Source organism: Streptomyces sp. NPDC004126 (genome assembly GCF_050275515.1).
Lineage (GTDB): Bacteria > Actinomycetota > Actinomycetes > Streptomycetales > Streptomycetaceae > Streptomyces.
The window spans coordinates 55,224-75,311 of record NZ_JBNNPF010000021.1 but is presented as its reverse complement, the minus strand read 5'-3'; the positions used below and the strand labels follow the sequence as shown (position 1 = coordinate 75,311).

The 20,088-nt window shown below is 74.8% G+C and carries 15 protein-coding genes; 7 read left to right on the top strand and 8 right to left on the bottom strand.

The annotated features are described in order from the left end of the window. Nucleotides 1–144: 144 nt before the first annotated feature. Both ACQKM2_RS21050 and ACQKM2_RS21045 read right to left on the bottom strand, forming a co-directional pair. A complete protein-coding gene (locus ACQKM2_RS21050) occupies nucleotides 145–546 on the bottom strand; it encodes a hypothetical protein (RefSeq protein WP_427711758.1) in 402 nt (133 codons plus the stop codon). After that, complete coding sequence (locus tag ACQKM2_RS21045; RefSeq protein WP_427711756.1) at nucleotides 533–3,772, bottom strand: M36 family metallopeptidase; 3,240 nt, start codon at nucleotides 3,770–3,772, stop codon at nucleotides 533–535. Before ACQKM2_RS21045 ends, ACQKM2_RS21050 begins: the two co-directional genes overlap by 14 nt. A 311-nt stretch (nucleotides 3,773–4,083) precedes the next feature. Between ACQKM2_RS21045 and ACQKM2_RS21040 the strand changes: the two genes are divergently transcribed. Beyond that, a complete protein-coding gene (locus tag ACQKM2_RS21040) occupies nucleotides 4,084–5,598 on the top strand; it encodes a glycoside hydrolase family 18 protein (RefSeq protein ID WP_427711754.1) in 1,515 nt (504 codons plus the stop codon). Between the two features lie 70 nt (nucleotides 5,599–5,668). Here the strand turns inward: ACQKM2_RS21040 and ACQKM2_RS21035 are convergent, their stop codons facing one another. Then, nucleotides 5,669–6,082, bottom strand: a complete 414-nt coding sequence (locus ACQKM2_RS21035; protein ID WP_427711752.1) for a Fur family transcriptional regulator — start codon at nucleotides 6,080–6,082, stop codon at nucleotides 5,669–5,671. Between the two features lie 188 nt (nucleotides 6,083–6,270). On the opposite strand from ACQKM2_RS21035, the gene katG reads away from it, so the two are divergent. Continuing rightward, the gene (katG, locus tag ACQKM2_RS21030) at nucleotides 6,271–8,493 is read left to right on the top strand and encodes a catalase/peroxidase HPI (protein ID WP_427711750.1); all 2,223 of its coding nucleotides are present in this window, start codon (nucleotides 6,271–6,273) and stop codon (nucleotides 8,491–8,493) included. 61 nt (nucleotides 8,494–8,554) lie between these two features. Here katG and ACQKM2_RS21025 read toward each other — a convergent pair whose 3' ends face one another. Continuing rightward, nucleotides 8,555–9,031 (bottom strand): DUF6193 family natural product biosynthesis protein, encoded by a 477-nt coding sequence (locus ACQKM2_RS21025; protein WP_427711748.1) that lies wholly within the window; start codon nucleotides 9,029–9,031, stop codon nucleotides 8,555–8,557. A gap of 74 nt (nucleotides 9,032–9,105) precedes the next feature. Between ACQKM2_RS21025 and ACQKM2_RS21020 the strand changes: the two genes are divergently transcribed. The 5 genes from ACQKM2_RS21020 to ACQKM2_RS21000 all read left to right on the top strand — a co-directional run bounded on the left by ACQKM2_RS21020 (nucleotide 9,106) and on the right by ACQKM2_RS21000 (nucleotide 15,144). Then, nucleotides 9,106–10,908, top strand: coding sequence for a protein kinase domain-containing protein (locus ACQKM2_RS21020; RefSeq protein ID WP_427711746.1), 1,803 nt, complete (start codon nucleotides 9,106–9,108; stop codon nucleotides 10,906–10,908). Nucleotides 10,909–11,036: 128 nt separating this feature from the next. Further along, nucleotides 11,037–12,362, top strand: a complete 1,326-nt coding sequence (locus tag ACQKM2_RS21015; protein ID WP_427711744.1) for a cytochrome P450 — start codon at nucleotides 11,037–11,039, stop codon at nucleotides 12,360–12,362. Next, nucleotides 12,359–13,594, top strand: coding sequence for a cytochrome P450 (locus ACQKM2_RS21010; RefSeq protein WP_427711742.1), 1,236 nt, complete (start codon nucleotides 12,359–12,361; stop codon nucleotides 13,592–13,594). Before ACQKM2_RS21015 ends, ACQKM2_RS21010 begins: the two co-directional genes overlap by 4 nt. Nucleotides 13,595–13,636: 42 nt before the next feature. Further along, a complete protein-coding gene (locus tag ACQKM2_RS21005; protein WP_362464027.1) occupies nucleotides 13,637–13,939 on the top strand; it encodes a DUF1876 domain-containing protein in 303 nt (100 codons plus the stop codon). 365 nt (nucleotides 13,940–14,304) lie between these two features. After that, on the top strand, nucleotides 14,305–15,144 hold the full coding sequence (locus ACQKM2_RS21000; protein ID WP_427711740.1) for a class II glutamine amidotransferase: 840 nt from the start codon (nucleotides 14,305–14,307) through the stop codon (nucleotides 15,142–15,144). Nucleotides 15,145–15,183: 39 nt separating this feature from the next. On the opposite strand, the gene hypE is transcribed toward ACQKM2_RS21000, so the two are convergent. From hypE to hypF, 4 genes are read right to left on the bottom strand one after another with little or no spacing between them, the layout of a single operon-like run. Next, on the bottom strand, nucleotides 15,184–16,245 hold the full coding sequence (hypE, locus tag ACQKM2_RS20995) for a hydrogenase expression/formation protein HypE (protein WP_427711738.1): 1,062 nt from the start codon (nucleotides 16,243–16,245) through the stop codon (nucleotides 15,184–15,186). Further along, a complete protein-coding gene (gene hypD / locus ACQKM2_RS20990; protein WP_427711736.1) occupies nucleotides 16,238–17,371 on the bottom strand; it encodes a hydrogenase formation protein HypD in 1,134 nt (377 codons plus the stop codon). Before hypD ends, hypE begins: the two co-directional genes overlap by 8 nt. Further along, the gene (locus ACQKM2_RS20985; protein WP_427711734.1) at nucleotides 17,368–17,700 is read right to left on the bottom strand and encodes a HypC/HybG/HupF family hydrogenase formation chaperone; all 333 of its coding nucleotides are present in this window, start codon (nucleotides 17,698–17,700) and stop codon (nucleotides 17,368–17,370) included. Before ACQKM2_RS20985 ends, hypD begins: the two co-directional genes overlap by 4 nt. Then, nucleotides 17,669–20,062 carry a carbamoyltransferase HypF gene (gene hypF / locus ACQKM2_RS20980; protein WP_427711732.1) on the bottom strand — a complete coding sequence of 798 codons (2,394 nt, stop codon included), beginning with the start codon at nucleotides 20,060–20,062 and terminating at the stop codon, nucleotides 17,669–17,671. Before hypF ends, ACQKM2_RS20985 begins: the two co-directional genes overlap by 32 nt. Between the last annotated feature and the right edge of the window lie 26 nt (nucleotides 20,063–20,088).

Here is a 20,088-nt window from a genome sequence, read left to right as displayed (position 1 = left end):
GGCGGGCTCCGGTCGGGGCCCCCCCATTACACGCCCCCCAACCAGCCCCCCCCGCCCCCCCCCCCCCCCCCCCCGGGGGGGGGCGGGGGGGGGGCCCGGGCCCCCCCCCCCCCCCCCACGTCCCGCAGGTGCCCCTTCCGCCTCTCAGACGACCACCAGGGTCAGGGCGGCGGGCGTGCGCTCCGGCCGGGGTACGGAGATCCGGCTGGTGCCCGGACGCACGGCCCGGATCTCCCACTCCCGGTGGCCGGAGCGCGCCAGGTTCTCGACCGGGATCAGCAGCACGGACCCGCCGGTGAGGACCGGCTCGCGCTCCTCCCGCGCGGGCAGCCGCAGCAGGGCCGTCTCGCCGACGGCGAGCCGGCCGGTGAAGCCGTCGTCCGCCGGGCCGAGCACCCGCCCGCGTGCCGGGACGGGCGTGCCGGGGGTGGGGCCCGTGCCCGTCACCGGGGTTCGCGTCCGCGCGGCCCCCGGTGCGCCGCTCCCGCACCCGGTGAAGAGTGCGAGGGCGGCGAGGCAGGCCAGGCGGCGGTCAACCGCCGTCACGGACGTTGAACCGCAGCAGGGTGTCCACCTGCTTCTGGAGCTCGAGCCGGGTGGCGGCCGGGTTGTTGTAGACGGCCTCGGCCGCGGCGACGGCCGCCCCGAAGGTCGAGTCCGGGATCCAGTTGCCGTCGGTGTCCACCCGGGTGGTCAGGTCGTACGATCCGTTGGCGAAGTTGAGCCAGGCCGCCAGCAGTTGCTGCGACAGCAGCTTCCGCGGCTCGGGCGAGCCGTTGGCGAGGACCGCGTAGGCCTGGGCGCGGGTGAGGGGGCCGTAGACCGTGCTCATGAACGAGGCCACGTCCAGCAGGCACTGCTGCTGGGCCGGGGTGAAGTCGTCGGGTGCGCGGCCGTCGTACTGCTTCATCCAGTAGGCCTGGTTGTGGGCCTGCCTGGTGTTGCCGGTGGTGATGACGGCAGCGGTGTCGGAGGCGCTGCCGCCGTCGTCGTCGCCGCTGGTGAAGGTGAGGGTGGACAGGCACGCGGCCGCGTACGCGTGCGACTTCTTCCCGGTCAGGGCGCGCGGCTGGACCGAGGGGCTCGGATCGGGGTCGGTGGCCGGGGGGTTGACCAGGGAGACCAGGTCGTCCGAGGAGCCGTCGCCCCAGTTCCAGGTCAGGGTCAGGTCGTCGCTGCCGGGGTCGGCGGAGGAGCCGGTGACCTCGACCGGGACTCCGGCGTGCGCGATGTAGGCCTTCTGGCCGTTGTACGTGGTCTGGCCGTCGGGGGCGATGACGGCGGTCGGGGGGGTGTTGCCGATCACCACGTCGGTGACGGCGCAGCTGCGGGTGTCGTCGTCGGTGCCGCACACCTCGATGCCGAAGGTGCCGTCGTCCCCGTAGGTGTGCGGGGACGTCAGGGTCAGCGTGGCGTCGGGGCGGGTGTTCTCCAGGGTGCCGTCCAGAGGCTGGGGGCCGTTGCCGTCACCCCAGTCGACGGTGGCGGTGAGCGGGTCGAGCCAGCCCGGGTCGGTGATCGTCCCGGTCAGGGTGACCCCGGTGTTCTCGGCCGCCGGGGGGACGGCCTGGAGGGCGACCGAGGGTTCGACGTTGCGGACCGTGACCGTGGTGGAGCCGGTGTCGGTGTTGCCGGCGGCGTCGGTGACCTTCAGGCCGACCGTGAAGACCCCGTCGCGGCCGACCCTGTCGAAGGGGACGCTCACGCCGGTGGCGTCGTCGTACCGCCCGTCGTTGTCGAGGTCCCACGCGTACGCGGTCAGGGAGCCGGCCGAGGGGGCGGTCCCCTTCACCGAGGCGGAGGCGTCGAGGGTGACGTCGGTGCCCTCGTCCGTGGTGTACGGGCCGCCGGCGTCGGCGGTGGGCAGGCAGGCGGCCGGGACGGTGCCGTCCGCGGTGACGGTCTTCTGGTCGGCGCTGGAGGCGGCGTTCGCGCCCATGCCCCGGCCGGCGAAGACCCGCCACAGCAGGCACTGGTCGGCGCCGCCGGTGTTGGTCATGTCGGCGGCCAGGATGCCGTCGCGGGCGTCGAGGTAGCTCGGCTGGTGGACGGTGTTCTTCATGCCGTCGATGACGAGCTGCTGGGTGTGGGCGATGCCCTTGGCCTCGCGGATGTCGTAGACGGTGGCGGCCCAGACCTCGCCGTTGCGGTGTACGCCGCGCGCCGGGTTGAAGCTGCCCCAGCCCTCGGTGGAGGTGTCGTAGCGCTGCGAGCGGATGCCGGTGCGGGTGTTGCCGGTGACGTACTCGCCGACGACCGCGTCGCCCCACTTGAGGAAGGAGATCGTGTCGCTCCAGCCCTCGCCGAGCGCCCCGGTCTGCGGGCCCTCGCCGAGGTCGCCGCCGCCGACCAGGCGGTTGGACACGCCGTGGCCGTACTCGTGGGCGATGACGTCGCCGTCGAGCGAGCCGTCGCGCCACGGGTAGCCGGGCTGCCACATGAACATCTGCATGCGCGGGCTGGCGCCGTCCGGGGGCGTGCCGAAGTTGGCGTTGTTCAGGCAGCGGATCCGGTTCGGCGGTGTGGCGTCGTCCTCGCAGCCGAGGTCCCAGCCGTCCTGCGCCTCGGCGAGCACGGCGTCGCCCTGTGCGCCGCCTCGACCGAAGTTGGAGGCCTGGAAGTTGCGGGAGGCCTCGTCGAAGCCCAGCGTGTAGAGGTAGTCGTGCATCACGTTGTTGTAGTAGAAGAGCTGCGTGATGACGGGGTTGACGTCGGCGTCGAGGTTGGCCTGGGTGGCGGCCGCGTTGGTGCGCCAGACGTCGCCGAACGCGTAGTCGAAGTGCTGGTAGGCCGGGTCGCCGCTGGGCGGGGACTGCGGCCGCTGCGCGTCGTTCCCGGTGTCGGGGACGGCGTTGTCCCCGTCCTCGTCCCGGTAGGCGTTGACGTTGTTGCCCTGGGTCAGCCGGTCGGCCACCCAGGAGCCGTCCCGCCCGGTGAAGGGGGTGACCGTGCGGGTGGCCCCCGTGACGTCCGGGTGCTGGGTGGTGAACACCCGGCCCTCGGGGCCGTCGTGGTGGTAGCGGCTCGCCCGGCTGAGGATGTCTCCGTCCTCCGCGTCCACCAGCGTCTGGTACCAGGAGGTGCCGGAGGCCTCGATGTCGGTGAGCCAGGCCGGGCGCAGCGCGCGGCCGGGCCCGCTGGGGTACCAGACCAGTTCGGCGGTGACGTCGTTGGGCTTGGTCAGCTTGCGGGCGTAGGGGTTGGCGAACTTCTGCCGGCCCTTGTCCCGGTTGTCGGAGCCCTTGAGCTGCCGCCGGGCGCGTACGCCCTGGGCGTCGGCGGCCGCGTCGAGGGCGTCCTGCGCGGTCAGTTCGACGCTGCCGGCCGGTTCGCCGGTGGCCGCGGCCCCGCCGATGATCACCAGGCGGCCGCGCTTGTCGACGGTGGCGGTGAGCAGGCCGCCCTGGACGCGCATGCCGTCGATGTTCTGGCCGATGGTGACCTGGTGGGCGCCGTTGTGCCGCGTCGGGTAGGAGGAGGCGACGACGAGCTGCTCCAGCTGCCCCTCCGACAGGCCGAAGAGCTCCCGGTGTGCGCGTACGTAGCCGAGCACGACCTCCTCCGGCGGGGTGGCGGCGGGTTCGGTGAGGTATCCACCCGTTCTGAAGACCATCCGGGCGTGCCCCGTGGCGGGGTCGCGGCGCACGGTGGCGTCCGCGGGTCCGTCGGCGCCGGGCCGCGCGGCGGCGGCCATCGCCGGGGCGAGGGTGAGGAGTATGGCCGTCGTGGTCGCCGCGGTGAGCAGCCTGGTGGGCAAACGCCTTCTGGTCATGGGGCTGGGCCTCCCGAGAGCCGACGCGTCCTGCGGGGCCCCGGCCGGGGCCCGCGAGTTGACCAGTGGAGTAGCGCACCCGGGAAGCGCAGGTCAAAGAGGCTCTCCGGGGCGTGGGCGGCTTCGTGTTCCTGCGGGCGCGCCGCTGCTCCGACCGGGTGGGCGGGCCTCTTCCTGAGGCCGTCCTTTCCGCTGCCTTAAGCGGAACCTAAGGTTCGCCGCCGACGCCCCGAAGCGAACGAATGTCCGTTTCCGGGCGGCTAGCGTGCTGCCCCGTATCCAACTCCCGGTCATACGAAGGCAGGCACTCCATGGGCAGCAGCACGGGCGGACACCGGCGCAGGGCGAGCGGCAGGGCGAAGGCCGCCGGGGCGGTCGTGGTGGCGGCGGTGCTGGGGGGCGCGGCCTTCGCGTTCACCGGCACGGCCCAGGCCACGTCCGTCGGGGCCGTGTACACCAAGTCCAGCTCCTGGAGCGGCGGGTACACCGCCCAGTACGTGATCACCAACGGCACCGGCCGGGAACTGGCCGGCTGGACGCTCCAGTTCGACCTGCCGGCGGGGGTGCGGATCGGCTCGCTGTGGAACGGGACCCACACGGTCGACGGGCAGCGCGTCACCGTCAAGCCCGCCGCCTGGAACGGGGTGCTGGCGCCGGGCGCGTCCGTCACCGTCGGGTTCGTGGCGAGCGGCTCGGGCGCGGGGACGCCCGGCGACCCCACCCGCTGCCTGATCAACGCCGTCAAGTGCTCGGTGGACCAGGGCGCGACCCCGCAGCCGAGCGGCCGGCCGACGACGGCGCCGACCGCGACGCCGACCGCCGCGCCGACGGCCACGGCGACCGCCACCGCCACCGCCACCGCCACCGCGACGGCCACCCCGGTGGTCCCGCCCTCCCCCACGCCGACGCCCGCGCCGACCGGCGCCCCCGCCGGCGGCGCACGGTTCGCCCCGTACGTGGACACCTCGCTCTACCCCGCTTACGACCTGCTCGACACCGCGGCCAGGACCGGCGTCAAGGAGTTCCACCTCGCCTTCGTCACCGCCGGCGGCGGCTGCTCGCCGCTGTGGGGCGGGGTCACCCCGCTCGCGGACGACAAGGTCGCGGCCCAGATCGGCGCGCTGCGCAAGGCGGGCGGCGACGTACGGGTGTCGTTCGGCGGCGCCGCCGGGCGCGAGCTGGCCCTGAACTGCGCGGGCGTCGACGAGCTGGCGGCGGCGTACGGGAAGGTGGTCGACGCCTACCGGCTCACCAAGGTGGACTTCGACATCGAGGGCGCCGCCCTGCCGGACACCGCCGCCAACACCCGCCGCGCGCAGGCGATAGCCCGGCTGCAGAAGTCCCACCCGGGCCTCGACGTGGCCTTCACCCTGCCGGTGATGCCGGAGGGGCTGACCCAGCCGGGCGTGGCCCTGCTGGCGGACGCCGCGAAGAACGGGGTGCGGATCGGCGCCGTGAACATCATGGCCATGGACTACGGGCCGGCGTACTCCGGGGACATGGGCCAGTACGCGGTCCAGGCGGCGACCGCGACGCAGGCGCAGCTCAAGGGCGTGCTCGGGCTCTCCGACGCGGCGGCCTGGAAGGCCCTCGCCGTCACCCCCATGATCGGCGTCAACGACGTGGCGAGCGAGGTCTTCGGCGTGGCGGACGCGACGGAGCTGGTCCGCTTCGCCCAGGCGAAGGGGATCGGGCGGCTGGCGATGTGGTCGTCGGCGCGCGACCGCCAGTGCGCGGCGGGCGCCCTCGGCCACGCCGACGCCACCTGCAGCTCCGTCCTCCAGGAACCGCTCGCCTTCACGAAGGCGTTCGCCGCGTACCGCTAGGCCTCCGACGGTGCTCCGCCGGAGGCCTGGTGGAGCACCGCTGGAGCGCCGGGTGCGGGCGGGCGGGACGTCAGCCGGCGCAGTTCGGGCACAGCCCCCGGTAGGTGATCTCGGCCCCGGACACCGAGAAGCCGAAGCGCTCGCCCGCCGGGAGGTCGGACAGGGGGTTCCCGGCGGGGTGGACGTCCCGGATGAGGCCGCAGCCGGAGCAGACGAGGTGGTGGTGCGGGTGGTGCGCGTTGGGGTCGTAGCGCTTCGCCCGGCCGTCGGTGGAGACCTCCGCCACTTCCCCGAGCGCGACCAGCTCCCCCAGGGCGTTGTATACGGTGGCGCGGGAGATCTCGGGGAGCCGGTCCACGGCCCGGGCGTGCACCTCGTCGGCGGTGAGGTGCACGTGGTCGCCGTCCAGGACCTCCGCGACGACACGCCTCTGGGACGTCATCCGCCAGCCGCGCCTGCGCAGCCGGTCCAGCAGGTCGCTCATGTCGGCTCACCCTCTCAGGTTCGACGGGCCGCCCGGATCCCGTCGGGTCCTCCTGGAACCGTCGGGATCCGGGCTTGGTCTGCGTCTTGACTTGGACTGAGTCAATCGTAGGATCTGACGCGTTGATAGCCAAGGGTTGAGTTGACCGTTCCTGAACAGCGTGATCCGCCTGGTCCGGAAGGATTTGCATGTCTGAGAACCATGACGCAGTCGTCGAGGCACAGGGTGCGGGCGGCTGCCCGGTCGCGCACGAGCGCGCCCCCCACCCCACCCAGGGCGGCGGAAACCGCCAGTGGTGGCCCGAGCGCCTCAATCTGAAGATCCTCGCCAAGAACCCGGCCGTGGCCAACCCGCTCGGCGAGGAGTTCGACTACGCCGAGGCGTTCAAGACCCTCGACCTCCCGGCCGTGAAGCGGGACATCGAGGAGGTCCTGACCACGTCGCAGGACTGGTGGCCGGCCGACTTCGGCCACTACGGCCCGTTCATGATCCGCATGGCCTGGCACAGCGCCGGCACCTACCGGATCAGTGACGGCCGCGGCGGTGCCGGCGCCGGCCAGCAGCGCTTCGCCCCGCTCAACAGCTGGCCGGACAACGCCAACCTGGACAAGGCCCGCCGGCTGCTGTGGCCCGTGAAGAAGAAGTACGGGCAGAGCCTGTCCTGGGCCGACCTCCTCATCCTGACGGGCAACGTCGCCCTCGAGTCGATGGGCTTCGAGACCTTCGGCTTCGCCGGCGGCCGCGCCGACGTGTGGGAAGCCGACGAGGACGTCTACTGGGGTCCCGAGACCACCTGGCTCGACGACCAGCGCTACACGGGCGACCGCGAGCTGGAGAGCCCGCTCGGCGCCGTCCAGATGGGCCTGATCTACGTCAACCCCGAGGGCCCGAACGGGAACCCGGACCCGCTGGCCGCGGCGCGCGACATCCGCGAGACGTTCCGCCGGATGGCGATGAACGACGAGGAGACGGTCGCCCTGATAGCCGGCGGCCACACCTTCGGCAAGGCGCACGGCGCCGGCCCCGCCGACCACGTGGGCGCCGACCCCGAGGCGGCCCCGCTGGAGGCCCAGGGCTTCGGCTGGCAGAGCACGTACGGCTCCGGCAAGGGCGCCGACACCATCACCAGCGGTCTCGAGGTCACCTGGACCACGACGCCGACGCGGTGGAGCAACAACTTCTTCGAGAACCTGTTCGGCTTCGAGTACGAGCTGACCACGAGCCCGGCCGGCGCGCAGCAGTGGGTCGCCAAGGACGGCGCGGGCGCCGGCACCATCCCGGACGCCCACGACCCGTCCAAGAGCCACGCGCCGACGATGCTGACGACGGACCTCTCGCTGCGCTTCGACCCGGCCTACGAGCAGATCTCCCGCCGCTTCCTGGAGAACCCCGACCGGTTCGCGGACGCCTTCGCCCGCGCCTGGTACAAGCTCACCCACCGCGACCTGGGCCCCGTCGTGCGCTACCTCGGCCCCGAGGTCCCGTCCGAGACCCTGCTGTGGCAGGACCCGCTGCCGGCCCTCGACCACGAGGTGGTCGACGCCGCGGACATCGCCTCCCTCAAGGAGCGGATCCTCGGCACCGACCTGACGGTGTCCCAGCTGGTGTCCGTGGCCTGGGCGTCGGCCTCGTCCTTCCGCGGCAGCGACAAGCGCGGCGGTGCCAACGGCGCCCGCGTCCGCCTCCAGCCGCAGGCCGGCTGGGAGGTCAACGAGCCCGACCAGCTCGCCGCGGTGCTGCGCGTCCTGGAGGGCGTCCAGGAGTCCTTCAACTCCGCCCAGACCGGCGGCAAGCGGGTCTCCCTCGCCGACCTGGTCGTCCTGGCCGGCACCGCCGCCGTCGAGCAGGCCGCCAAGGACGCCGGCCACGAGGTCGAGGTGTCCTTCACCCCGGGCCGCGTGGACGCCACCCAGGAGCAGACGGACGTCGAGTCCTTCGCGGCGCTGGAGCCCGCCGCCGACGGCTTCCGCAACCACCTCGGCAAGGGCAGCCGCCTGCCGGCCGAGTACCTGCTGGTCGACCGGGCGAACCTGCTGAACCTGTCCGCTCCCGAGCTGACCGTCCTCGTCGGCGGCCTGCGCGTGCTGGGCGCGAACCACCAGCAGTCCAAGCTGGGCGTGTTCACCGACACCCCCGGCACGCTGACGAACGACTTCTTCGTCAACCTGCTCGACCTGGGCACGACGTGGACGCCGACCTCCGCGGACCAGAACACCTTCGAGGGCCGCGACGCCTCGACGGGCGCCCTGAAGTGGACCGGCACCCGCGCCGACCTCGTCTTCGGCTCGAACTCCGAGCTGCGGGCCGTGGCCGAGGTGTACGCGAGCGACGACGCGAAGCTCAAGTTCGTGGAGGACTTCGCCGCCGCGTGGAGCAAGGTCATGGACCTGGACCGGTTCGACCTGGTCTGAACGCCGCGAACGGTATGACGGCGAAAGCCCCGGGCCCGGCGGCCCGGGGCTTTCGCCCTGCTCAGCGCCCGCGGCCGCTCTCGCCCGGCACGGCCGGTCCGAGGCCGGGCGGGGCGTGGGCCAGGACGAGGGCCAGCGCTTCCCCGGTGCTGTCGAACTCGCCCAGCACCTCGCCGTGGCGGACGCGGAACCGCCCGTCGGCCAGCGGCTCGACCGACGGCAGCCGCACCTCGTAGGGGATCGTGGTGGTAGAGCTGAACTTCAGCATCAGGTGGCTGGTGTACGGGTACAGCCGCCGCAGCTCCGGGACGGCGCGGGCCGCCGCGACGAGCTCGACGATGCGGGGGTAGACCCTGCTCGGGCTGCGGACGACTTCGTACTCGGCCCGCCACTTCCAGGAGCGGGCCATGGACTCCCACTTCGCCTCGACGGCGGCGGCCGGTCCGAGCCGGTGCGCCGCGTCCAGGTCGACGCGCTCGGGCCGCGGCGGGAAGTCCGGGTGGTCGCGCCCGATGGGCCGGAAGTCGTCGGGGATCATCGTCGAAGTATGCCGCCGCGTCGGGTAGCTTGCCAGGAACTCATTCGATGCACCGACGGGGCGACGGGACAGACGTGTTAGAGCTGAGGGGGAGCGGGGCCGAGCCGCTGGAGGCGGACGACCCGCGGCTGATCGGGCGCACGGTACTGGCGGGACGGCTGGGCGCCGGCGGGATGGGGCGGGTGTACCTGGGGGTCCTGGACGGACGGTACGTCGCCGTCAAACAGCTCCTCGCCTCGGTCGTCGGCGAGGACGAGGACTTCCGGCGCCGCTTCGGGCACGAACTCGACAACCTCGCCCGGCTCCCGGAGAAGGCCACCGCCCCGCTGCTCGACAGCGACCGCACCGCGAACCCCCCGTGGTTCGCCACGGCCTACATACCCGGGCTCACCCTGCGCGAGGCCCTCGCCCTGCACGGCGGTCCGCTGCCGGCGCGGGCGCTGTGGCTGCTGCTGCGGGAGGCCGCGGCGGGTCTGGCGGCGGTGCACGCGCTGGACATGGTGCACCGGGACCTGAAGCCGTCCAACGTCATGCTGACCACCGACGGCCTCACCCTCATCGACTTCGGGGTCGCCCGGGCCGCCGAGCAGAGCCAGCTGACCCGGACCGGGATGGTCGTGGGCACCCCCGCGTACATGGCTCCCGAACAGGCTTCGGGGGCCAAGGCGTTGAGCGGCGCCACCGATGTGTTCGCGCTGGGCTCGGTACTGGCGTACGCGGCCTGCGGCCGGCCGCCGTTCGGCGAGGAGTCCGGCCACGGGGTGCTGTACCGCATCGTGCACGAGGATCCCGACCTGGAGCCGCTGCGGGAGCTCGACGCCGGCCTCGCGGACGTCGTCGCCGGCTGCCTCGCCAAGGACCCCGGGGACCGGCCGACCGCCGCCGAGCTCCTCGAACGGGCCTCGGAGCAGGGGCCGTTCGAAGCCCCGCCGTGGCCCCGGGCGATCGCCGAACGGCTGGCCGAGCGGGCCGCGTTCGCGGCGGACGTGCAGGAGGTCGACGTACCGACGCTCCCGCTGGTCGGCGGGAAGCCCGCCCCGGAGGCCGCGACCCCGGCCGCCGCGGCCCCGGCCGAGCGGCGCCGCCGTACCCGGGTCCTGCTCGCCGTGCTCCCGGTCGTCGTGGTCGCCGGCGGCACCACCCTCGCCGTCCAGTACCTCCCGCACGTGACCGCGCCCTCCGGGGCCGGTGCCCAGCCCTCCGGATCGGTGCCGGCTCCGGGCTCTGCCCAGGGCCCGGCCCCGGCGGCACAGACCCCGTCGTCCGTGGCGTCGGGCGCCCAGCCCTCCGCGTCCGGCGGCAGCCCGTCCGGTGCGGCCTCCGCGCCGCCGGGGCAGCAGCCCCCGGGCCAGGAGCCGGGGGCGTCGCAGCCGCCCCCGCCGGCCGCGAACACCGGCACGGGTCCGGCGGCCGGCACCGGCACGGCTCCCACGGCCGGCACCCCCAACGGCCAGGGCGGTGCCACCGGTGCCCCCGCCGGTGGCGGCACCCCGCCGAAGCCCACCCCGCCGCCCGCCTCCGGCGGCACCCACCGCTACGGCAACGGCAACAACGGGCAGTGCATCACGCAGGTGTTCGGCGCCTCCGACTACGGGAGCTGCTCGGACTCCACGGCCCGCTGGACGGTGCGCAGCCAGGGCGACGGGAGCTTCAGGCTGGTCAACCAGCAGACGGGCGGCTGTCTCTACGGCAACATGCTCGGCCAGGCCGTCTTCGTGGGCGACTGCGACCAGGACCTCGCCCGGACGTGGCGTACGGGCTCGGGCGGCACCCTGCGCAACGACTGGAACGGCGGCTGCCTCGACCTGGGCATGAGCAGCGGTCTGGTCACGAACTCCTGCAACGGCAACGCCTCCCAGCGCTGGTCGCCCCAGTAGCCCGCAATCCCGTCCTCGGGCACCGACGGCGTGTCGGCCATGCGACGTCGGCGCAAGGCGCCCTCGTACGCGGGCGCGCGCACGCGTACAGTCCGTGCTGCCGACGTCTGCCGGACAGGAGAACAGCCTTGGCCACACACGCCGTTACCGGGCGGGCCGCCCCGCCGGTGCCCGAGCTCGACGCCGCCGAGGTCGAGCGGTGGCGGGCCGGAGGGGGCGAGCTGATCGAGCTGCTGGGCCTGGCGCGCGAGCGGCTCGGCGGCCTCGCCGCCGTGCGGATCGGGCCGCAGCCCACCGTCCTGGTGACCGGGCCGGAGGCCGTGCAGCACGTACTGGCCCGCAACCCCGACGGGTACGTCAAGCGCTCCCACCGGGCCCGCCTGCTGATCGGCGACGGGCTGCTGGCCGCGACCGGGGACGCCTGGAAGCGGCAGCGCAGGCTCCTCCAGTCGCAGTTCACCGGTACGGGCATGCGCCGCTACGAGCGGCGGATCGCCGCGGCGGCCCGCACCACGGCGCAGCGGTGGGCCGGGTACGCGCGGAGCGGGGAGGTCTTCGACGTCGGGGAGGAGATGCGCCGCTTCGCCCTGGACACCATCTGGCGCGCGCTCACCGGCCATCCCCTGGACGACGCCACCGCGCGGGAACTCACCGCCGTGGCGGCGGTGGTGGCGGCGCTGCCGAGCCTGCCCGCCGACGAGGTCGAGGCGCGGGGTTCGGTCGCCGCCGACCTGGCCCGGATCGACGCGGTCGCCCGGCACGCCGTGGCCGCCGCCCGGGACCGGGAGGCGGGGCCGGAGGGGCCGGGGCTGCTCCAGGTGCTGGTGGAGGCCTCGGACACGTACCCGCAGTACACGGACCGGCTGCTGCGCGACGAGCTCGTCACGCTGCTGGTCGCCGGGCACGAGACCACCGCCACCACCCTGCTCTGGCTGTACCTGCTCCTGGACCGCCACCCCGGGGCCCGCGAGGAGGCCCTGGCCGCCGGGCCGGAGGGCTCGCCCGAGCGCCGGGAGGCGGTGCAGGCGCTGGTCAGCGAGACGCTGCGGCTCTACCCGTCGGCGTGGATCCTGCCCCGGCACGCGGCCGTCGCCGACACCGTCGCCGGCCACGCCGTCCCGGCGGGGACGGACCTGCTGGTCTGCCCGTACCTGACGCACCGCGACCCGGAGCTGTGGCCGGACCCCGAGCGCTTCGTCCCGGGGCGGTTCACCGCCCCGGGCGGGCGGCCTGCCCGGCAGGGCGCCTACCTGCCCTTCGGCATGGGCCCCCGGGCCTGCCTGGGCACGCAGTTCGCCCTGCGCGAGTCGGTCGCCCTGCTGGAGCTGCTGCTGCCCGGCCACGTGCCGGTGTTCGACTCCGTCCCCACCGGGGCCGCGTACGGGCTCACGGTCCGGCCGGACGGCCCCGCCCCGGCGCGCCTGGCGCCCCCGTCCCACGGGAGGCACGTGTGACCCGCACCGAACCGCCGCCGGGACACGCCTGGCGCGACGAGCTGTACCGCGACCCGTACCCGCTGTACGCCCGGGCCCGCCGGACCGAGGGGCTGACGTACCTGCCGGCGTTCGACGCCTGGCTGGTGGCGCGCGACCGGGACGTGCGGGAGGTGCTGCTGCGCGCGGAGGACTTCTCCTCCGTGAACTCCCTGACCCCCGACGTGGCGCTGCCGGACGCCGTCCTCGCGGTCCTGGCGGGCGGCTTCGGGCCGCGCCCCACCGTCGTCTCCTCGGACGGCGCCGCCCACCGCCGGCACCGGGCCCCGCTGAACCGGGGGCTGTCCCCGGCCCGGGTGGCGGCGCTGCTCCCGCACGCCCGCGCCTGCGCGCGGGAGCTGGTGGACGGCCTGCCCGCGTACGGGCCGGTCGAGCTGGTGGGGGGCTACGCCCGGCAGCTGCCCGGGCAGGTGGTCGGGCGGCTGATCGGGCTGGACCCGGCGGACGTGCCGGCCGCCGTGCACGGGGGCTTCCGGGCGGAGGAGCTGCTGTTCCGGCCGTTGTCGCCGCAGGAGCAGGTGGCGGCCGCCGAGGACGTGGTGGCGCTGCAGCGGCTCCTGGACGGGTACGTGCGCGCGCGGCGCGAGCGGCCCCGGGACGACCTCTGCTCGGCCATGGTGGCGGCCCTGGCCCCCGGGGCGGGCGAGCTGACCGCCGAGCAGCGCCACGAGCTGGTGGCGAACCTGCAGAACCTGCTGATCGCCGGGTTCCTCACGACCAGCGCGCTCATCGCCACCGCCCTGATGCACCTGCTCTCCGACCGGCGGCAGTGGCGGATGCTCCGCGACGACCCGTCCCTGGTGCCGGCGGCGGTGGAGGAGGCCGCACGCCACGACGCGGCCGTGCAGGCCTTCCGGCGCAGGACCACCCGCCCGGTGACGCTGGCCGGGACCCGGCTGCCGGCCGGGGCGACCGTGCTGGTGGCGTACGGGTCGGCCAACCGCGACGGGCGGCGGCACGAGCGCCCCGACGAGTTCGACATCGGCCGCGGGGCCGCCGCCCGGCCCCACCTGGCCTTCGGGTACGGGCCGCACGGGTGCCCCGGCTCCCGGCTGGCCCGGGAGCAACTGCGCCTGACCCTGGAGCTGTTCGTCCGCCGCCTGCCGGGGCTGCGGCTGGAGGGGGCGCGGCCGCCGCGCATGCGGCCCACGCTGATCCACCGGTCGCCGCAGGAGCTGTACGTGTCCTGGTGAGATCCTGGAAGCAGGAGGCTCCCGGAGGTCAGGAGGCGTGCCATGTCACATGCCGAGGAATGGAAGGTCGGGGTCTACCTCATCGAGGAGGACGGCACGACCAAGGCCCGGGCGGTGCTGGAGACCGGGAAGGACACGCTGGTCGGGCGGGGCCGGGCGCGCTGCAATCCGCAGGACGTGGAGGTCCCCGCGATCGGCGACGAGCTGGCGGCGAGCCGCGCGATGCGGGACCTGGCCGGTCAGCTGAGCCGGGCCGCGGACAAGGACCTGGCCGCGCTGGGCGCGGTACCGCAGGCGCCGCGGACCGGGTACGGCTGGCCGGACGACTCGGGCGGCGGCCGGTAGGCGCCCGGGGAAGACGAGCGCGAGGTCCGGGTACGAGGGGCGGCCGTAGGCCGTGGGCGGCAGGAGGAAGAGCGCCCCGGCGGCCGTGCCGGCCGGGCACAGCCCGGCCGGGCGCCGTACCGCGCCGGCCCGGGCCGCCGCCCCGGCGGCCGGTACGGGGCGCACCGCGCGCCCCCGCATCCGCGCGGCACCCGCTCCGGCCATCCGGGGCAGGGCCGCGGCCGCGCGGGCGGCTCCGGCCGTACCGCTCACCCGTACGCAGGCGGCCGAGTCGTGCGATGCCACCCGCCCGGCGCGACGGCAGGCGGGGCGGCGGCGTGGGGCGTTAGGCTCGGACGGAGTGGCGCACGAGAGGGATGGTGCACATGTGTCGATGGCTCGCCTACTCCGGCTCGCCGATGCTCCTCGACGCCGTCCTGTACCAGCCGGAACACTCGCTGATCGACCAGAGCCTGCACGCGCGGATGGGCGTGGAGTCCACCAACGGGGACGGGTTCGGCATCGGCTGGTACAGCACCGACGGTGACGGTACGCCCGCCGTGTTCCGTGACATCGGTCCGGCCTGGAACAACCGGAACCTGCGGGAGCTGGCCTCGCACGTGCGGTCGCCGCTGTTCTTCGCGCACGTCCGGGCGTCCACGGGTTCGGCGATCCAGCAGACCAACTGCCATCCCTTCCGGCACGGCCGCTGGCTGTGGATGCACAACGGTTCGATCACCGACTTCCACCGGCTCCAGCGCGACCTGTGCATGGCCGTGGACCCGGCGCTGTTCCCCTGCATCGAGGGTTCGACGGACTCCGAGGTGATGTTCTACCTGGCCGTGACCTTCGGCCTCGACCAGGACCCGCCCGGGGCGGTCGCCCGGATGGCGGGCCTGGTGGAGCGGCTCGGCAAGGAGCACGGGGTGGCGGACCCGCTCCAGATGACGGTGGCGGTCAGCGAGGGCGAGCGGGTGTGGGCCTTCCGCTACTCCAGCCAGGGCAGGTCCCGTTCGCTGTACTACAGCAGCCGGGCCGAGACGGTGCGCCAGCTGTACCCGGAGCTGCCGTACCTGCGCGCGGTGTCCGATGAGACGCGGCTGGTGGTCTCCGAGCCGCTCGGGGACCTGCCCGGCGTGTGGAACGAACTGCCCGAGGCGAGCTACGCGGTGGTGCCGTGGGACGGCCCGGAGGACTACCTGCCGTTCATCCCCGAGCTGCCCTGACCCCGGCGCACCCGCCCCGGGGTCTCCGGCGGGCCGGTGTCAGCAGATCCTCGGCAGCTGCTCCCCGATCGGCAGGTCGACCACGCGCGTGCCGCCGAGGCCGGTGCGGGCCACGACCATGCCGGGGTGGTCCTCGACCGCCTCGCCGATCACCGCCGCGCGCCGCCCCAGCGGGTGGGCCCGCATGGCGTCCAGGACGGCGTCGGCGTGCTCGCGGGGGACGAAGGCGACGAGCTTGCCCTCGTTGGCCACGTAGAAGGGGTCGAGGCCGAGGATCGCGCAGGCGTTGCGCACCGCCTCGGGGACCGGTACCCGGCCCTCCTGGACGACCACTCCGGTGCCGGAGGCGGCCGCGATCTCGTTGAGGGCGGCGGCGAGCCCCCCGCGGGTGGGGTCGCGCAGCACGTGCAGGTCGGGGGTGACGGCGAGCATCGACTGCACGAGGCCGCCCAGGGCCGCGCAGTCGCTGACGATGTCCGCCTCGAAGCCGAGGCCCTCGCGGACGCTCATGATGGCCACGCCGTGCAGCCCGATGTCGCCGCTGACGATGACCACGTCGCCGGGTACGACCCGCTGCGGGCGCAGGTCCACGCCTTCGGGGACGAGGCCGATGCCGGAGGTGTTGACGTACACGCCGTCGCCGTGGCCCACCTCGACGACCTTGGTGTCCCCCGTGGCCACTTCCACGCCCGCCGCGCGGGCGGCCGCGCCGAGGGCCTGGGCGACCCGGGCGACCGTGGCGGTCTCGACGCCCTCCTCCAGGATGAACCCGCAGGACAGGTAGGCGGCCACGGCTCCGCTCATCGCGAGGTCGTTGACGGTGCCGTTGACGGCGAGGTCGCCGATGCTGCCGCCGGGGAAGAACAGCGGGCGCACCACGTACGAGTCGGTGGAGAAGGCCAGCCGGGCCCCGCCCAGGGTCAGGGTCGCGGAGTCGCCGAGCTGGGCGAGCACCTCGCCGCCGAAGGCGGGGGCGAAGACGTGCCGGACGAGTTCGGCGGAGAGCGCGCCGCCGCCGCCGTGGCCCATCACCACGCGGGGGTGGTCGCGCAGGGGGGCCGGACAGGTCCAGCCCGAGACGTCCAGTGCGGTGTCAGACAACGGGGGTCGCCTCCAGCGGTGCCGTCTTGGCGGTCGGGATCTCCAGGCGCCGGTAGAGGTAGTACGCGGCGCACGCGCCCTCGCTGGAGACCATGGTGGCGCCGAGCGGGGTGCGCGGGGTGCAGGCCTTGCCGAAGGCCTCGCACTCGTGCGGCTTGATCAGGCCCTGGAGGACCTCGCCGCTGCGGCAGGCGGCCGGCTCGCGGGTGTCGATCCCGGTCACCGAGAAGCGGTGTTCGGCGTCGAAGTCCCGGTAGCGGGGCGACAGCCGCCAGCCGCTGGCGGGGATGGTGCCGATGCCGCGCCAGGCCCGGTCGGTGACCTCGAAGACGTCCTCCAGCATGGCGAGGGCGGCCGGGTTGCCCTCGGGGCGGACGGCGCGCGCGTAGGCGTTGTCGACGGTGTGCTCGCCGCGCTCCAGCTGCCGCACGGCGCGGCGCACCCCCTCCAGGATGTCGAGCGGCTCGAAGCCGGTGACCACGATGGGCACGCGGTGGCGGGCGGCCAGCTCGGGGTACTCGGCGGTGCCCATGACGCTGCACACGTGTCCGGCGGCGAGGAAGGCCTGGACCCGGCAGCTCGGCGAGTTCATGATCGCCTCGATGGCCGGGGGGACCCGGACGTGGGAGACGAGCAGGCTGAAGTTGGTGATGCCGTGCTTCTTCGCCTGGTACACCGTCATGGCGTTGGGCGGGGCGGTGGTCTCGAAGCCGATGCCGAAGAAGACCACCTGGCGGTCGGGGTTGCGGCGGGCGACGTCCAGGGCGTCGAGCGGGGAGTAGACGACGCGGACGTCGCCGCCCTCGCCGCGCACCTGGAAGAGGTCGCGGCCCGTGCCGGGCACGCGGAGCATGTCGCCGAAGGAGCAGAAGATCACGCCCGGGCGGGAGGCGATCTCCAGGGCCTTGTCGATGACTTCGAGCGGGGTCACGCACACCGGGCAGCCGGGGCCGTGGATCAGCTCGACCTGGTCGGGGAGGAGCTGGTCGATGCCGTGCCGGATGATGGTGTGGGTCTGGCCGCCGCAGACCTCCATCAGCGCCCAGGGGCGGGTGACGGTGGCGTGGATGTCGTCGAGCAGCCGGCGGGCGAGGCCGGGGTCCTGGAACTCGTCGATGTACTTCACTGCTGCGCCGCCTCCCGCGGGACGTCTCCGGGCTGGGGGGTGCCGGGCTCCAGGGCGCCGCCGAACTGCGCGGCCTGCTCCCAGGGGTCGCCGAACTCCTCCTGGAGCATGCCGAGTTCGGCGAACAGCTCCAGGGTCTTGAGCGCGGACTCCTCGTCCAGGCGCTGGAGGGCGAAGCCGACGTGGACGATGGCGTACTCGCCGACCCTCAGGTCGGGCAGGTACTCCAGGCACACGTCCTTGACGACGCCGCCGAAGTCGACGGTGGCCATGCGGGTGCCGTCCCGCTCCCCGATGTCAATCACTCTGCCGGGTACCGCCAGGCACATGGGCCCCTCCTTGCTGTGGTTGTTCCGTGGCGCGGCCTGCCGTGGCCGCCGCCACCATGAGCTGGCCGAGGGCCAGTCCCCCGTCGTTCGGGGGGACCCGGTGCTGGCGCAGTACGGTGAAGCCGTGCTCCCGCAGCAGCCGTGAACAGGCGCCGGAGAGAAGGGTGTTTGCCATGACCCCGCCGGTCAGGGCGACGGTGTCGAGGCCGTGCGCCGCGCGGGCGGCGAGGCAGGTGTCCGCGACGAGCGCGGCGACCGCGGCGTGGAAGCGGGCCGCGACCGTCCCCGGACCGGTGCCCGCCCGTACGTCGGCGACGACGGCGGCCAGGACGGGCCCCGGGTCGGCGGTGTACGGGCCCGGGGTGCCGGGCGGCGGGGGGTGCAGGGCGAAGCGGTATCCGGGGTGCGGGTCCCCGGCCGGGGCGGCGAGGGCGGCCGCCTCCAGCTCGACGGCGGCCTGCGCCTCGTACCCGGCGAGGTGGCAGACGCCGGCGAGGGAGGAGACGGCGTCGAAGAGGCGCCCCATGCTGGAGGTGGGCGCGCAGTTCAGGCCCCGCTCCAGCTGGCGTTCCAGGACGGGCAGTTCGGCGGGCGGGCAGGCCGCCACCGCGGGCAGGTCCGCGCTCCGGGCGAGGCCGGCGGCCCACAGGTGGGCCACGGCCATCCGGTAGGGGCGGCGCACGGCGGCGTCGCCGCCGGGCAGCGGGACGTACGCGAGGTGCGCGAAGCGGGTGGCCCGGGCGTAGTCGGCGAGCAGCACCTCGCCGCCCCAGACCGCGCCGTCGTCGCCGTAGCCGGTGCCGTCGAAGGCGATCCCGATGACGCGCCGGGTGCCGTCCAGGCCGTGTTCGGCCATGGCGGAGGCGATGTGGGCGTGGTGGTGCTGGACGCGGACCAGGGGGCGGGTGCCGGCGCGGCGGGCCGCCCAGGCGGTGGAGCGGTAGCCGGGGTGGCGGTCGGCGGCGAACAGGGCGGGCGCGACTCCGGTGATGGACTCCAGCTGCCGCTCGGCGCGTGCGAAGGCGGTCTGGGTGGCCAGGTCGTCCATGTCGCCGATGTGCGCGGACAGCCAGGCCCTGCGGCCCTCGCCGAGGCAGAAGGCGTTCTTCAGGTCGCCCCCGGCGGCGAGGGTGGGCGGCACCGGCAGCGGCAGGGCGACCGGCAGCGGTGCGTGGCCGCGGGAGCGGCGCACGGTCAGCGGTTCGCCGTCGCAGACGCGCACCACGGAGTCGTCGCAGGGCACGTGGATGGGGCGGTCGTGGGTGAGCCAGGCGTCGGCGAGGTGGGCCAGGCGCTCCAGCGCCTCGGCGTCGTCGGTGACGATCGGCTCGCCGGAGAGGTTGCCGCTGGTCATGACGAGCAGCCGCGGCCCGGGCGGGTCGCCGGGCAGGCCCAGCAGCAGGTGGTGCACGGGCGTGTAGGGGAGCATCACGCCCAGGTCGGGGCTGCCCGGGGCGACGTCGGCGGCGAGGGCGGCGCCCGCCGCGGGGCGGCGGCGCAGCAGCACGATGGGCCGCTCGGGGCCGGTGAGCAGGGCCCGTTCGGCGGGGCCGGTCAGGACGAGGTGTTCGACGTCGGCGAGGGAGCGGGCCATCAGGGCGAAGGGCTTGTCCCCGCGGTCCTTGCGGCGGCGCAGTTCGGCGACGGCCGCGGGCCGGGTGGCGTCGCAGGCGAGGTGGTAGCCGCCGAGGCCCTTGACGGCGAGGACGGCCCCTTCGGCGAGGAGCCGGCGGGCCCCTGCGACGGGGTCGGCGGCGGGGTCCTCGCGGGGCGGCGCCCCGGTGAGCAGGCGCAGCCGGGGCCCGCAGGCGGGGCAGGCCACGGGCTGGGCGTGGAAGCGGCGGTCGGCGGGGTCGGCGTACTCGCGGGCGCAGTCGGGGCACATCGGGAAGCGGGCCATGGTGGTGTGGGCCCGGTCGTACGGGAGTCCGGTGACGATGGTGAAGCGGGGCCCGCAGTGGGTGCAGGTGATGAACGGGTGGCGGTGGCGGCGGTCGGCCGGGTCGGCGAGTTCGGCGAGGCAGTCGGCGCAGGTGGCGACGTCCGGGGAGACGAGGGTGCGGGCGGGGCCGCCGGTGCGGGAGGGGATGATCGTGAAGGCGTCCCCTCCGGCGACGGGGAGCGCGTGGTGGTCGACGGCGTCGACGACCGCGAGCGGCGGGGCGTCGGCGGCGAGGCGTTCGCAGAACGCGGCGACGGCGGCGGGGGCGCCCTCGATCTCGGCGACAACGCCGTCGGGGGTGTTGGTGACGTGGCCGGCGAGGCCGAGGCCGGTGGCGCGGGTGTAGACGTACGGCCGGAAGCCGACGCCCTGTACGACGCCGCGGACGGTGACGCGGCGGCGTTCCGCCGGTGCGTCCATCAGCGGGGTTCCGGTGCGGAGCGCGG